Consider the following 13,641-nt stretch of genomic DNA (forward strand, 5'->3'; position numbering starts at 1 on the left):
GCTATTCGGCAGCGACCGCCGCGACCTCCTCGATATTCCGGCGCCGGGCGTCGAAATCCTGCGCGATCTTCTCGTCGTTCGCCTGTAGCGCATCGACATCGACGTTCACGTAATCGAGCACGCCCATCTGCGCGTAGCCGCGCTGCACGGTTTCACCCCACAGGCCGATATCGGCGACAATGGGCACGATGCGGTTGAAGAGGTGATTGCGGAAGTTCCGGGCGCCTTCGCTTTCATCTGCCCATGCCACGCATTCGCCGACATCGAAGCCAAGGTTTTCGTATACCTCGCGGGACTGGAACCGGTCGCGCATGTGGTAGCACGCCTCCACGAGGAACTCTTCCCGCTCCTTCCTCTCGGCCGCGGTCAGGTGCGGATAATATTCGCGCAAGGTGAGGCGACCGAAAGCGACGTGGCGCGCTTCGTCCTGCATCACATAGGCATTGACGGCGCCGGCGAGCGGCGAGGTCGACATGTCGCGAATGCCCGCGAAGGCGGCGAGCGCGAGCCCTTCGATTACCACCTGCATACCAAGGTATGTCATGTCCCAACGCTTGTCCTCGAGCACCTGTTCGAGGAGCGTCGCAAGCGGGCCGGTGATCGGATAGCTCATGCCGATCTTCTCGATCAGGCGCTTGTAGGCCTCCACGTGCCGCGCCTCGTCGATCGTCTGCGTGGAGGCGTAGAACTTGGCTTCAAGGTCCGGCACCTGCTGCACGATCTTCGCCGAGCAGATAAGCGCGCCCTGCTCTCCGTGCAGGAACTGCGAAACCGACCATGCCTGCATGTTGCGGCGCAGTTCGATGCGCTCCTGCTTCGACATCTTCTCCCACATCGGCGAGCCGAAGATACCGATGGTCTGCTCCGGCATACCCTGCGGGTTTTCCCAATCGAGGTCCTGCGACCAGTCGATGCGCTCGGCTGCGTCCCACTGCATCTTCTTGCCCTTGGCATAGAGGCTGAGGAGATCGTCGCGATCATCCGAATACTCGAAATCGAAAACGGTCTCGAACTCCTGCGCGACGCTCCAGGTCGGGCCGCTCGGCGTCAGCTGGTACAGATCCGAAAAAGCCATGACGTTTCCTCTTCCCAATGGATCATGTGTTGTCGTTGGCGATCCTGCGCCGCGCCTCGAGCTGACGCAGGATTTCCCGCGTCCGCATCAGGCTCAGCATTTCGTTGATGGTGGAGATGCCGCGCTCGGCCATCGTCAGCGCTTCCTCGTCGCTGACCTTGCCCGCCGTGTTCTCGAAGAACAGGCGCATCTCCTGCCCCACGAGCCATTCGACGAACTGCACGTACATGGCGCCGCCGCCAACAAAGCCGCGGTCTTCGGTGAAGCCGATGACGTTCATTTCCTTGAGGCAGCGCGCAATCGCGAGATCGCGCGGTCCGAAGCGGCCATCGCGATCGGGGCAGAGCAGACCTTCCTCAACCGCGCGGCCAAGCTCCTCGGTTCTGAAACCGGCTTGTTCGGCAAGCTCTTCCAGCGTCGCGCCTTCGCCGCCGGTATCGAGCCGGGCGCGGAGCATGGCATCGAGATCGGGAAAGGCATCGGCATGAAGCCAGCGATCCCCATCTTCCCCATCAAGCAGCGTGCGGATGATCGCGAGCGGCAGGAAGCGTTCCTCCTGCAGGCGCTTGATCGCTTTCAGCCGCGCGACGTGCATGTCGTTATAGAAGGCGCTGTTCGCGCTCGCGCGGTCGGGTTCGGGAAGCAGGCCTTCGCGGATGTAGAAGCGGATCGTTTCCCGCCCCACGCCAGTCAGCCGTTCAAGTTCGCGCATACGCAAGGCGCGCATCTCCCTCCTGAGTGCGACTCGGAAGCTATCAGGTTTTACGGAGTTGTGATACGCAAAATCTGATAGGGTTGCGGTCCGCACTAAAGTGCGTCGTGGAAGATGATCCCGAGGGTTCGTCGCTCGCCGCGTTCGATGCTGGAAACGCCGTGGCGCAGTTGTGTTCGATACGCGCCGCGCGGGCCTTGGCGCGGCCGATCACGCACCGGCAGGATGGTGATCGCGCCCTGCCGCGCCAGCACCGCCTCGCAGCGTGATTGGCGGCGCGGGCGATTCTCGACGAGCACGAGCGCGCCGCCATCGAAATCCACCCCCGGTCGATCGAGTTGGACCACCACCTGCAGTGGGAAATGCACCGGGCCGTAAAGATCCTGGTGCAGGCAATTGTAGTCGCCAGGCCCATAGCGGAGCAGCAGCGGCGTCGGCCGCATCTGCCCGGCGGCGCGGCAGCGTTCGATGAGGTCCGCGTGCGTGGTCGGCCATTCGGCGGGCAGGCCGAGCCGCTCCGCCCAGCCGTTCGCGATGCGTGCAAGATGCGGATAAAGCGCATCGCGCAGCGACGCGACGACGGGCGGCAGCGGGTAGGCGAAGTAGCGGTAACTGCCCCGCCCATAGCCGTGCCGGGCCATCACCACCGTACTGCGAAACGCGGCGTCGTCACCGTAGTGTCCGGCAAGCGCAGCACACATCTCCGTACCCAGCAGGGGCGGTGTCACCGCATAGCTGCGCTCTTCGAGCATGGCTTCAAGCGCCGCCCAATCGAGCGCATCGACACACGCAAAGCCTGTCATGCCGCTTGGCCTCGCCGACGCTCAGCCGCCAGCAGCGCACACTTCCGCTCGACGCCCCAGCGATAACCGCCGATGCCGCCATCGCCGCGCAGAACACGGTGGCAGGGGATGAGCACGGCGATCCGGTTCGCGCCGCAGGCGGACGCCGCAGCGCGAACCGCACTGGGCGCACCGATGCCGGCGGCGACCTCCGCATAAGAGACGACACTGCCGCTCGGCACGCTGAGCAGGAAGCGCCAGACCTTCATCTGAAATGCCGTGCCGCGTAGATCGACAGGAATATCGGGATGCGGCGCGCCCTCCGCGAGATGTGTCCCGAGTGCATCGATCCAGGCGTCGAGCTGTGCTGAAGCGGCAGCGTCCGATGGCACGATATCTGCGCGCGGAAATTCGGCCCGCAGACGGTCTACCAGCGTGCTTTCCTCGTCCCCGAAATCCACCGCGCAAACACCGCGCCCCGTCGCCGCCATCAGCAGCAGGCCAAGGCCGGTGGCACGACATGCCCAGGCGATCGTCTCACCCACACCGCCCGCGCGGTAAGCCGCAGGGGTCATGCCGAGATGGCCATCCATCCGCTCGTAGGCGCGGCTCGTCGATCCGAAACCGGCCTCGAAGATCGCCCCGGCAACGCCGTCACCCTCTTTCAGACTCGCTTTCAGCCGCTTCATCCTGAGTGCGGTCTGGAATGCCTTGGGACTGACGCCGATCACTGCCGTGAATGCACGCTGCACCTGGAAACTGCTGAGTCCCGCGATCTCCGCGAGACGGGCGAGCGGCAGCGGCGTATCTGCGTGCGTCTCGATATAGCGCGCAAGCGACGTCATGCTGTCAGCCGCGGGATCGCGCCCTTCGAGCGCGCGGGGACGGCAACGCAGGCACGCCCGGTAGCCGTCCGCCTCGGCAGCCATGCTGCTCCCATAAAAGCGTACATTCTCGCGCCTCGGGGTTCGCGCTGGGCACGACGGGCGGCAGTAAACGCCGGACCGTTTCACGGCATAGACGAACCGCCCGTCGAACGTGCGATCCCGCCGCACGACGGCGTCCCAGAATTGCGACTGATCGGTCAATTCCGTTTCCATGATCATCTGCTCCTCCTTTTCGGACAGGCCCGCAAGCTAGGCGCGCGGGAAGCGGCAGACGTTCCGATCCTTGCAGCGATACGCACGGCCCAAATTTTGTCTCGATACAGGCGCATATTGGCGGCAAAGGTGGTGGCGGGAGACTCCCCGCTGGGTTAGTCAGGACGGCATGGACATCTATCTCCCGATCGCCGAACTCAGCGTCAATTCGCTGGTGATTGTGGGGTTCGGCGTTCTCGTCGGCTTCATGTCCGGCATGTTCGGCGTCGGCGGCGGCTTCCTGACCACGCCGATGCTGATCTTCTACGGCATCCCGCCAGCGGTTGCGGTCGCATCGTCCGCCACGCAGATCACCGGATCAAGCGTTTCCGGCGCGCTTGCGCACTGGCGGCGCGGCGGCGTCGATGCGAAGATGGGCGCAGTGCTCGTCGCCGGGGGCGTGGTGGGCTCGGGAATCGGCTCCTATCTCTTCAAACTCCTCCAGAAGATCGGCCAGATCGATATCTCGATCTCGCTGATCTACGTGGTGTTCCTGTCGACGATGGGCGGGCTGATGCTCGTGGAATCATGGCAGACGCTGCGGCGCGCACGCACCGGCGAAATCCGGCGCGTGAAACTGCACCCGCACATCCCGTTCATCTCGGCATTGCCGTGGAAGATGCGCTTCTACAAGTCGGGGCTCTACATCTCGCCGCTCGCTCCGTTCGGCATCGGCATGGTCGTCGGCATGCTCACCTTCATCATGGGCATCGGCGGCGGCTTCATCATGGTGCCGGCCATGATCTACCTGCTCGGCATGTCCGTTTCGGTCGTGGTCGGCACATCGCTGTTCCAGATCGTGTTCACGACCGCCGCGATCACGCTGCTCCACGCCGTGCAGTCTAAGACGGTCGATATCGTGCTTGCGCTGATGCTGCTGATCGGCGGCGTCATCGGCGCGCAGATCGGCGCCCGCATGGCGCAGCGGCTGCCGCCCGAAAAGCTGCGTTTCGCGCTCGCCGTCCTCGTCATCGCCGTCGCGATCCGGCTGCTCATCGGCCTGACGTGGACACCAAGCGAACTTTATTCGGTCTTTTCCGAATGAAGCGGCTGTTGCTGCCCCTTCTGCTCGTGCTGCTGTCCGCCGCCGCCCCGCCGCGGCTGATCACCGATATCAGCCACAGCAAGATCGACATCGTCTACAGCTTCGCGGGCGCCGAGCTGCTGATCTTCGGCGCGATCCAGTATCCGGGCGGCCAGACGCCGGACGAGCGCCCCGACATCGCGGTAATCGTGCGCGGCCCGCCCGAAGCGGTAACGGTGCGGCGCAAGGCGCGCGTTGCCGGCATCTGGATCAACACGCGTTCCGTGCGCTTCGAGACGGCACCGTCGTTCTATAGCGTCGCCACCACGCGGCCGATTTCAGAGCTGGTCGACGACGAGACGGCCGCGATCTACGAACTCGGCCTTTCGCACCTGCAGCTTTCGCCGGTTTCCGGCGATGCAGGCGATATTCGCACATTCGAACAGGGCTTTCTCAGCCTCCGCCGCCGCGAACGCCTGTATGCCGACGACGCGCAGGGCGTCGAACTCACCGAAAACGTGCTCTATCGCGCCCGCATCCAGATTCCGAGCCAGGTGCCGGTAGGCAACTATACGGTCGAGATCCACCTGATCGACGACGGCAAGGTGGTGGCGAGTGCGATGCGTGAAATCAGCATCGACAAGTCAGGGTTTGAACGGCAGGTTTCGGTCGCGGCCGAAGAACACAGCTTCTCTTACGGCATGCTCGCGGTCGTGCTGGCGCTGCTGCTCGGATGGTCAGCCGGGCTCTTTACGCGGCGATAAACGCTTCCTTATCCCTTCGCTGTTACACCGCTGCGGCAAAGCCTTATCGCAGCGAAGGAGTACGTCTTGGATCAGTCGTTCATGCCGGTGAGCCCGTCGTCGGCCGATGGTCACAACGTCTTCATGCAACCCGAAAAGGTTGCCAGCCTTCCCAGCACGTGCGTGATCGGTCGCGTGCGTGAGATTGCCGGCGGCTCCGCGATCTGCAGCTTCGATCCCACACAGCTGAAGGCGATTACTGGCCACGAGGACACGACCGTCGCCAGGTCGGGCCAGGTCGGCAGCCAGGTGAAGATGCGCGTGGGCGATCTCTGGCTGCTCGGGAACGTGCGCGACATGCGCTTCGACGAAGCAGGCGAGGTCATCCTCTCGCACATCGACTTCCTTGGCGAAGGGCCCGAAGATCAAGCGACTGGATCGATGAAAGCGTTCCGTCGCGGCGTGACGCGCTATCCGGTGCCGGGCGATCAGGTTTTCACGGTCTCGCGTGCCGACCTGGTACTGGTGTTCGCTGCCGAGGACCGTCCTCACATCGAGATCGGCACCGTCTACCCCACGGAGGACGTGCGCGGCGCGCTGCTCATCGATGCGATGCTCGGCAAGCATTTCGCGCTGCTCGGCTCGACCGGTACGGGTAAATCGACGAGCGCCGCGCTGATCCTGCACCGCATCGTCGAGAAGGCGCCCAAGGGCCACATCATGATGCTCGACCCGCACGGCGAATATGCCGCGGCGTTCAGCTCGAACGGCATGATCTTCAACGTCGACAACCTCAACCTGCCGTACTGGCTGATGAACTTCGAGGAACACTGCGAGGTGTTCATCACCACGGACGGTTCCGAGCGCGAGAAGGACATGGACGTGCTGGCCAAGTGCCTGCTCGCCGCACGGTCCAAGAGCCGCATCGCCGAATCGCTCGGCAAGATGACCGTCGATTCGCCGGTGCCCTACCTGCTTTCAGACCTGCTCGGCGCCATCAACGCGCAGATGGGCAAGCTCGACAAGGCGAGCGACCTCGGGCCGTACATGCGGCTGAAAACCAAGATCGAGGAGTTGAAGGGCGATCCGCGCTACGCGTTCATGTTCAACGGCCTGCTCGTTTCAGACTCGATGGCGCCGTTCCTTTCGAAGATCTTCCGGCTGCCGGCAGAAGGCAAACCGATCTCGATCGTCGACCTCTCGGGCGTGCCCTCCGACATCGTGACCGTTGTGGTCGCGGTGCTTGCACGTATGGTGTTCGACTATGCGATCTGGGCACGGCGCGAGCCGCAGCGGCCGATCCTGCTCGTCTGCGAGGAGGCGCACCGCTACGTGCCCTCGGACCGCGAGACAAAGGGTGTCGCGGTTCGCAAGGTTCTGGAGCGCATCGCCAAGGAAGGTCGTAAATACGGCGTTTCGCTGGGCCTTATCACGCAGCGCCCGTCGGACCTTGCCGAAGGCGTGCTCTCGCAGTGCGGCACGATCATCTCCATGCGCCTCAACAACGAACGCGACCAGATGTACGTGCGGAACGCCATGCCCGAAGGCGCGCGGGGCTTCCTCGATTCGATCCCCGCGCTCCGCAACCGCGAATGCATCATCTGCGGCGAGGGTGTTTCGATCCCGATCCGCGTACGGCTCGACGATCTCGCGCCGCAGCTTCGCCCTGCATCGGACGACCCACTGTTCAGCCAGCTCTGGACCGAGGAAGGCGACGAGGCGGGAATCCTCAGCCGCACGATCCACCGCTGGCGCGGGCAGGGTCGCGGCTAGCGGGCAGCGTTTATCGCGGCCCAGCAGGGATCCCACGTCGGTTCGGGACCGAAGCGCGCGGCAAGGAAATCGACGAGCGCACGGACCCGCGCCGTCGCGCTGCGGCCCGGCGGCATGACCGCATAAAGGCCCGTTTCAGCCGGCGCCCATTCAGCGAGCACGATCTCCACGCTTCCCTTCGCGAGCGACGGCGAGGCGATGAAGGTCGGCAGCATCGCGATGCCGAGGCCCGCCTCCACGGCGGCGAGCAACATCTCTCCGCTGTTCGCACGAAGCCGCGTGCGGCTCTTCACATATTCGCTGCGCCCGTCGATTTCGAACCGCCAGGCTTCCGAAGGCGCGACATTTGCGTACTGAAGCATGTCGTGATCCGCGATTTCGCGGGGATGCGACGGCGTTCCCATGCGCGCAAGATAGGCGGGGCTGGCGATCGCGAGCGCGCGGATCGGTGCGAGCTTGCGCGCAATAAGTGTCGAATCGGCAAGCTGGCCGATGCGGACCGCCAGATCGAGCCCCTCGCCGATGATGTCGGCACGGCGGTCGTCGAAGGCGATGTCGAACTCGACGCGGGGATGGGCGGCGGCGAACTCCGCAAGCGCGGGCGCGAGGTAGGCGAGGCCGAACGAAAGCGGCGCGGAAAGGCGGATCGGTCCTGCGATCTCGGCCATCGCGGCAGCGACCGCATCGCGGGCCGCTTCCAGCCCGGCAATCGCCTCCCGAACGCGCCCGAAATAGTCCACGCCGACATCCGTCGGCCGCGCGCCCTGCGCGCTGCGCGTCAGCAGCCGGGCGCCAAGCGCGGCTTCGAGCCGCGCGACGCGGCGGCTGACGATCGACTTCGAGATGCCGAGGCGCTCCGCAGCGCGGCTGAAGCTGCCGGTTTCGACGACCGCGACGAGCGCCGCGATATCGGAAAGATCGCTCGACTGTTCCATTTCATGCAACCCCGGTGTTCGCGTTGCTGCGCTATCGGCAACACCGGTCGCACATTAGCTAGGGGTCTGCAACCGAGAACAAGGACCAGACCCATGCAGAACATTCTTGTCGTGCAAAGCAGCGCACTCGGCGACGCATCGGCGTCGCGGAGCCTGATCAACGATTTCCTTGCGGCCGTCGGAACGAACGCAAACGTCGCGACCCGCGACGTCGGTGAAAACCCCCTGCCGCATCTTTCGGGTGCGACGCTCGGCGGTTTCAGCGGCGCCGACAGCCCGGAGGCGGCTGCTGAACGCGCGCTTTCCGATGAACTGATCGCCGAACTTCAGGCCGCGGACGTCGTCGTGATCGGCGCGCCGATGTATAATTTCGGTATCACCTCGAACCTCAAGAGCTGGTTCGACCGCGTCCTGCGCGCCGGCGTTACCTTCCACTACACGGCGGAAGGGCCTGTCGGTCATCTTTCCGGCAAACGCGTCATCGTCGTCGAGACGCGCGGCGGCTTCTACAGCGAAGGGGACGGCAAGGCGCTCGACGCGCAGGAGCCGCACATCCGCGCCATGCTGAACTTCATCGGCATCACCGACATCACGTTCGTCCGCGCCGAACGCCTGGCGATTTCGCCCGAAGCGCGCACGGAATCGATCGCCGCTGCGGCTGATGAACTCAAAAAACTCGGTGCAGAGAGGTTCGCTCTGGCTGCGTAGTGTCTAGCTACCGAACCTCACCTCGCTCGGCCCGCGCTCAGCCTTGAGCCGGGCCGAGACCTTTTCGGCCTGACGCATCGCACGCAGGATGTTGCCGCTGGCGATCTTCGCGAGATCGGCCTTCGAATAACCCCGCTTCTGCAATTCAGCGAACAGCGCCGGGTAATCCGCGACCGTGCCAAGCCCGTCCGGATAGCTTCCAAGACCATCAAAATCCGAACCGATCCCGATAACGTCGATCCCCGCCACCTTGCGGATGTGATCGATATGATCGGCAACCAGCGCCGCGTTCGCGTGCGGCTGCGGATTGGCCGCGCGCCAGTCCGCAAGTCCCTTCTCGACGAGATCCGGCCGATCCGGGTGATCGTAATCGAGCCGCGCTTTCTGCGCGGCTTGCTCGCGGTGCCACGCCGCCGCCTTTTCCGTCACCGCATCCTCCGCGAAGAACACCATGATGACGCCACCATTGTCCTTGAGGCGCACGAGCACGTCGTCCGGCACGTTGCGCGGCCGATTCTGCACGGCTTTTGCCGCCGAATGACTGAAGATCACCGGTGCGGCGCTCAGGTCGAGCGCGTCGTGCATCACCTTCGGCGTCACGTGGCTGAGATCGACGAGCATCCCGAGGCGATTCATCTCGCGCACGACGTCCTTGCCGAAGGGGGCGAGGCCGTTGTGCCTGGGCGCATCGGTGGCGCTGTCGGCCCACGCCGTCGTCTTGCCGTGCGTCAGCGTCATGTAGCGCGCGCCGAGGGCGTGGAACTGGCGCAGCACACCGAGCGAATTGCCGATGGAATGGCCGCCCTCCACGCCGAACACCGAGGCGATCTTGCCCGCCTTCATGGCACGTTCGAAGTCGTCGACGGTGCTGGTCTTGACGAGCATCGACGGGTTCGCATCGATCAGGCGCTGCATGATATCGATCTGGTCGAGCGTCTGACGAACGGCTTCGGGGCCTTCGGTATCGGCCGGCACGTAAACCGACCAGAACTGGCCGCCGACGCCGCCCGCCTTCATCATCGTGAAATCGGTGACGACCTTGCCGCGCAGCCGCTCCGGCAGGTTACGGAAATCGAAGTCGCTGGTGCGGCTGCCGTTTTCCTCACGCAGCGCCCACGGCAGATCGTTGTGACCATCGACGATGGGCGCCGGCACCGCGGAAGGCAGCGATTGGGCGTGGGCAGTGGTGGCAAGGATGGCGGCGGCGAAAGCGATACGAAGTGTTTTCATCCCACGTTCGTAACCGCAAAGCGTCAGACGGTGAAGCTCTCTCCGCAGCCGCAGCTGCCTTTGGCGTTGGGGTTTTCGAAGACAAAACCGGCGGCGAAATCGTCTTCCTTCCAGTCCATGCGACTGCCGATCAGGTAGAGCAGCGAGCCGCCGTCGACGAACAGGGTGCCGCCGGGCGTTTCTATGCGCTCGTCACCCGGCTTCGCATCGGCGACGTAATCGATGCTGTAGGCAAGGCCCGAGCAGCCGCGCCGGGGCGTCGACAGGCGCACGCCGAGCGTGCCTTCGGGGGCGCGCGCCATCATCGCGGCGATGCGCGCATTGGCATTTTCGGTAAGCGCGATGGGCGCGGGGCGTTCGCGGACGATTGTGCTCATAGCATTCCAAGCTCCAGCTTCGCCTCGTCGGACATCTTCTGAGGATCCCACGGCGGATCCCAGACGAGGTTGACCTCCGCCGAGCCGACGCCCGGCACGCTGCCGACGCGAATTTCCACTTCGGCGGGCATCGATTCGGCGACCGGGCAGTGCGGCGTTGTGAGCGTCATGGTGACGACGGCGTGGTCGTCCACGATATCGACGCCGTAAATCAGCCCGAGATCGTAGATGTTCACCGGAATTTCCGGATCATAGATTTCGCGCAGTGCCTGGATGACCTGATCGTAGACGCTGCCGCCCGGGGCGCCGGGATCGGGCGCGGCGGGTTTCTGGCTGAGAAAGCCTTCGAGATAATCCGCCTTGCGCCGCGCGTCCTGAAGCACGGGACGCTCCGGCGCCGAAGGTGCAGCCTCGACGTTTTCGACGGTGTAGGGCCGCGTGTCCTCGCTCATCCAAAAATCCTCTTCACCCGCGCGATGCCGCGAAGCAGCCGATCGACATCGCTTTCATCGCTGTAGACGCCGAAGCTGGCGCGCGCCGTGGCCGGCACGCCGAGCAGGTCCATCAGCGGCTGGGCGCAGTGATGCCCGGCGCGGATGGCGACGCCTTCTTCATCCAATATGGTGCCGATGTCGTGGGGATGAACCCCTTCCATCGCGAAACTGACGATCCCGCTGGAATCCTCCGGCCCGAACAGGCGCAGCGAATTGACCTTGCGCAGCTCTGTGCGCGCAAGGCCCGCGAGGTGCCGTTCGTGCGTGTCGATGACATCCAGACCGATCGCCGACACATAATCCATGGCGGCGGCGAGGCCGACGGCGCCGACGATGTGGGGCGTGCCTGCCTCGAAACGGGTGGGCGAGGGTGCGTAGGTGGTCTTTTCGAACGTCACCGTCTCGATCATCGAGCCGCCGCCCTGCCACGGCGGCATCGCCGAGAGGATATCGCCGCGTGCCCACAGCACGCCGATGCCCGTGGGGCCGTAGAGCTTGTGGCCCGAGAAGGCGTAGAAATCGGCGCCGAGCGCCTGCACATCCACGCCCATGCGCGGCACCGCCTGACAGCCATCGACGAGCAGCTTCGCACCGACAGCGTGCGCGGCGCGCGCGATGCGGGCGATATCGGCGACCGAGCCGAGCACGTTCGAGACGTGGGCGACGGCGACGAGCTTGTGCGCGGGAGTGAGCATCGCTTCCAGCGCGACTTCATCGATGCGGTGGTCGGCGGTGAGCGGGGCGACATCGATCTCGATGCCGGTGCGGTCGCGGAGGAGCTGCCACGGCACGATGTTCGAATGATGCTCCAGCCGCGAGAGCAGGATGCGGTCGCCGGCCTTGAGGGTCATCCCCCACGTCTGCGCGACGAGGTTGATCGCCTCGGTCGCGCCGCGCACGAAAACGATCTCGTTCGGGCTGGCGGCGTTGATGAAACGCGCGGCGGTACTGCGCGCCGCTTCGAAGCGCTCAGTCATCGTCGCCGAGCGCGCGTAAACGCCACGATGCACGGTGGCGTATTCGGGGCCGTAGGCGGCAGCGATAGCGTCGATCACGGCCTGCGGTTTCTGCGCGGTGGCGGCGGAATCGAGATAGGCCCAGTCGGCCACTCCCGGGAAATCGGCGCGGCGCGAAGCGGTGATCGGCGTCAGCGCGTTCATGCGAGCTGCTCCAGCGCGCCAAGCGCCGCCGCTTCCAGCGTTTCGCGTGCGTCGGCATCGTCCATGCCCGCGAAGGCATCGGCGAGGAACGCCTGCAACAGCAAACGCCGCGCTTCGGAGGGGGGCAGGCCACGGCTGGTGAGGTAGAAATATTGCGTCGCGTCGAGTTCGCCGACGGTGGCGCCGTGCGCGCATTTCACGTCGTCGGCGAAGATTTCAAGCTCGGGCTTGGCGTTCGCCGTCGCGGTGCGATCGAGCAGCATCGCCTTCACCGACTGCGCGGCGTCCGTCTTCTGCGCGCCGCGATCGACGGCGACCTTGCCGAGATAGGTGCCGGTGGCTTGGCCCGCGAGGACGGTGCGCACGGTCTGGCGGCTGGTGGCATTGGGCGCGGCGTGGCGAACATGCGTGACGATTTCGAGCGTGGTCTTGCCGCCCGCGACCTGCGCGGCGCCGAGTTCGAAATGTGATCCTTCGCCGAGCGTGATGTCGAGCGCGACGCGGCCATAACGGCCGCCGACGTTGAGGATGTGGATGTCGAGACGGGCACCGTCTGCGATGGTGACGGTCCAGTCGCGCACCGACACGGGCTGCGCGGCGTCCGCCACGAGCGTGAGCGCGCGGGTTTCGCCTGCAGGAACGGCGATGGTTTCGGACTGGACACAGGTGGGCCAGACCTCGCCGAGCGCGTCAAAGTCGCTGTAGCGCCAGGCCTCGTCGCGGCGGGTGGGGATTGGCAGGGCGTTCACGCCGCCAGCTCTCCGTAGCCCTCGCGTTCGAGCGCGTGCGCCAGCTCAGGCCCGCCGGAGCGGACGATGCGGCCGCCCGAGAGGACGTGCACCTTGTCCGGCTTCACGTAATCGAGCAGGCGCTGATAGTGCGTGATGAGCAGGAAGCCGCGCTCGGGCGAACGCAGCCGGTTGATGCCGCCCGCGACCGTCTTCAGCGCATCGATATCGAGGCCGGAATCGGTCTCGTCGAGCACCGCGAACTTCGGGGCGAGCAGCGCCATCTGCACCATCTCGTTGCGCTTCTTCTCGCCGCCCGAGAAGCCGACGTTCACGCCGCGCTTCATGTGATCCATCGTGAGATCGAAGGCATCCGCCTCGGTGCGCGCAAGCCGCATGAAATCGGCAGCCGAGACGTCCGGCTCACCGCGCAGCTTGCGCTGGGCGTTGAGCGCGGTGCGCAGGAAATTGAGGTTGGAAACGCCGGGGATTTCGACCGGATATTGCAGCCCGAGGAAGAAACCGGCGGCGGCGCGCTCGTGCGGTTCCATGGCGAGGAGATCCTTGCCGTCGAACGTCACCGAACCCGAGGTCGCCTCATAGCCTTCGCGGCCCGCAAGCACGTAGCCGAGCGTCGACTTGCCCGAGCCGTTCGGGCCCATGATGGCATGGACCTCGCCGGCGCCGACTTCGAGCGTCAGCCCCTTGAGGATTTCCTTGTCGCCGACGTTGGCGTGGAGATTTTCGATCTTGAGCATGGC

At 65.1% G+C, this 13,641-nt stretch carries 15 protein-coding genes; 4 read left to right on the plus strand and 11 right to left on the minus strand.

Annotation, left to right across the window (positions count from 1 at the left end; translation table 11 throughout):
* Nucleotide 1: 1 nt before the first annotated feature.
* The 4 genes from DFR51_RS11805 to ada form a co-directional block, all read right to left on the minus strand.
* Nucleotides 2-1,075 carry a diiron oxygenase gene (locus DFR51_RS11805; protein WP_121051317.1) on the minus strand — a complete coding sequence of 358 codons (1,074 nt, stop codon included), beginning with the start codon at nt 1,073-1,075 and terminating at the stop codon, nt 2-4.
* Nucleotides 1,076-1,097: 22 nt separating this feature from the next.
* Nucleotides 1,098-1,787 (minus strand): MerR family transcriptional regulator, encoded by a 690-nt coding sequence (locus DFR51_RS11810; RefSeq protein WP_243445519.1) that lies wholly within the window; start codon nt 1,785-1,787, stop codon nt 1,098-1,100.
* 95 nt (nt 1,788-1,882) lie between these two features.
* Complete coding sequence (locus DFR51_RS11815; RefSeq protein ID WP_121051321.1) at nt 1,883-2,590, minus strand: 2OG-Fe(II) oxygenase; 708 nt, start codon at nt 2,588-2,590, stop codon at nt 1,883-1,885.
* Nucleotides 2,587-3,675, minus strand: a complete 1,089-nt coding sequence (ada, locus tag DFR51_RS11820; protein ID WP_197723678.1) for a bifunctional DNA-binding transcriptional regulator/O6-methylguanine-DNA methyltransferase Ada — start codon at nt 3,673-3,675, stop codon at nt 2,587-2,589. The genes DFR51_RS11815 and ada overlap by 4 nt, the downstream gene beginning before the upstream one ends.
* A 163-nt stretch (nt 3,676-3,838) precedes the next feature.
* Between ada and DFR51_RS11825 the strand changes: the two genes are divergently transcribed.
* The 3 genes from DFR51_RS11825 to DFR51_RS11835 all read left to right on the plus strand — a co-directional run bounded on the left by DFR51_RS11825 (nt 3,839) and on the right by DFR51_RS11835 (nt 7,248).
* Nucleotides 3,839-4,753 carry a sulfite exporter TauE/SafE family protein gene (locus tag DFR51_RS11825; protein ID WP_121051323.1) on the plus strand — a complete coding sequence of 305 codons (915 nt, stop codon included), beginning with the start codon at nt 3,839-3,841 and terminating at the stop codon, nt 4,751-4,753.
* Entirely contained in the window at nt 4,750-5,496 is a 747-nt protein-coding gene (locus tag DFR51_RS11830; RefSeq protein ID WP_121051325.1) for a TIGR02186 family protein, read from the plus strand. The genes DFR51_RS11825 and DFR51_RS11830 overlap by 4 nt, the downstream gene beginning before the upstream one ends.
* A 123-nt stretch (nt 5,497-5,619) precedes the next feature.
* A complete protein-coding gene (locus tag DFR51_RS11835) occupies nt 5,620-7,248 on the plus strand; it encodes an ATP-binding protein (RefSeq protein WP_121051631.1) in 1,629 nt (542 codons plus the stop codon).
* On the opposite strand, the gene DFR51_RS11840 is transcribed toward DFR51_RS11835, so the two are convergent.
* Nucleotides 7,245-8,183 (minus strand): LysR family transcriptional regulator, encoded by a 939-nt coding sequence (locus DFR51_RS11840; protein WP_121051327.1) that lies wholly within the window; start codon nt 8,181-8,183, stop codon nt 7,245-7,247. The genes DFR51_RS11835 and DFR51_RS11840 overlap by 4 nt on opposite strands.
* 93 nt (nt 8,184-8,276) lie before the next feature.
* Here DFR51_RS11840 and DFR51_RS11845 point away from each other — a divergent pair, with 93 nt between their 5' ends.
* Nucleotides 8,277-8,891: an FMN-dependent NADH-azoreductase gene (locus DFR51_RS11845; RefSeq protein ID WP_121051329.1), complete on the plus strand. Its 615-nt coding sequence runs from the start codon at nt 8,277-8,279 to the stop codon at nt 8,889-8,891.
* A gap of 3 nt (nt 8,892-8,894) precedes the next feature.
* On the opposite strand, the gene DFR51_RS11850 is transcribed toward DFR51_RS11845, so the two are convergent.
* The 6 genes from DFR51_RS11850 to sufC are packed head-to-tail and all read right to left on the minus strand — an operon-like array spanning nt 8,895 to nt 13,638.
* Complete coding sequence (locus tag DFR51_RS11850; protein WP_121051331.1) at nt 8,895-10,121, minus strand: dipeptidase; 1,227 nt, start codon at nt 10,119-10,121, stop codon at nt 8,895-8,897.
* Nucleotides 10,122-10,144: 23 nt separating this feature from the next.
* Nucleotides 10,145-10,498 carry a HesB/IscA family protein gene (locus DFR51_RS11855; RefSeq protein WP_121051333.1) on the minus strand — a complete coding sequence of 118 codons (354 nt, stop codon included), beginning with the start codon at nt 10,496-10,498 and terminating at the stop codon, nt 10,145-10,147.
* Entirely contained in the window at nt 10,495-10,950 is a 456-nt protein-coding gene (locus DFR51_RS11860) for an SUF system Fe-S cluster assembly protein (RefSeq protein ID WP_121051335.1), read from the minus strand. Before DFR51_RS11860 ends, DFR51_RS11855 begins: the two co-directional genes overlap by 4 nt.
* A complete protein-coding gene (locus DFR51_RS11865; protein WP_121051337.1) occupies nt 10,947-12,152 on the minus strand; it encodes a cysteine desulfurase in 1,206 nt (401 codons plus the stop codon). The genes DFR51_RS11860 and DFR51_RS11865 overlap by 4 nt, the downstream gene beginning before the upstream one ends.
* Nucleotides 12,149-12,901 carry a SufD family Fe-S cluster assembly protein gene (locus tag DFR51_RS11870; RefSeq protein ID WP_121051339.1) on the minus strand — a complete coding sequence of 251 codons (753 nt, stop codon included), beginning with the start codon at nt 12,899-12,901 and terminating at the stop codon, nt 12,149-12,151. Before DFR51_RS11870 ends, DFR51_RS11865 begins: the two co-directional genes overlap by 4 nt.
* Entirely contained in the window at nt 12,898-13,638 is a 741-nt protein-coding gene (gene sufC, locus DFR51_RS11875) for a Fe-S cluster assembly ATPase SufC (protein ID WP_121051633.1), read from the minus strand. The genes DFR51_RS11870 and sufC overlap by 4 nt, the downstream gene beginning before the upstream one ends.
* Between the last annotated feature and the right edge of the window lie 3 nt (nt 13,639-13,641).

Source organism: Sphingosinicella microcystinivorans, assembly GCF_003634215.1.
In the GTDB taxonomy this organism is placed as follows: Bacteria; Pseudomonadota; Alphaproteobacteria; order Sphingomonadales; family Sphingomonadaceae; genus Sphingosinicella; species Sphingosinicella microcystinivorans.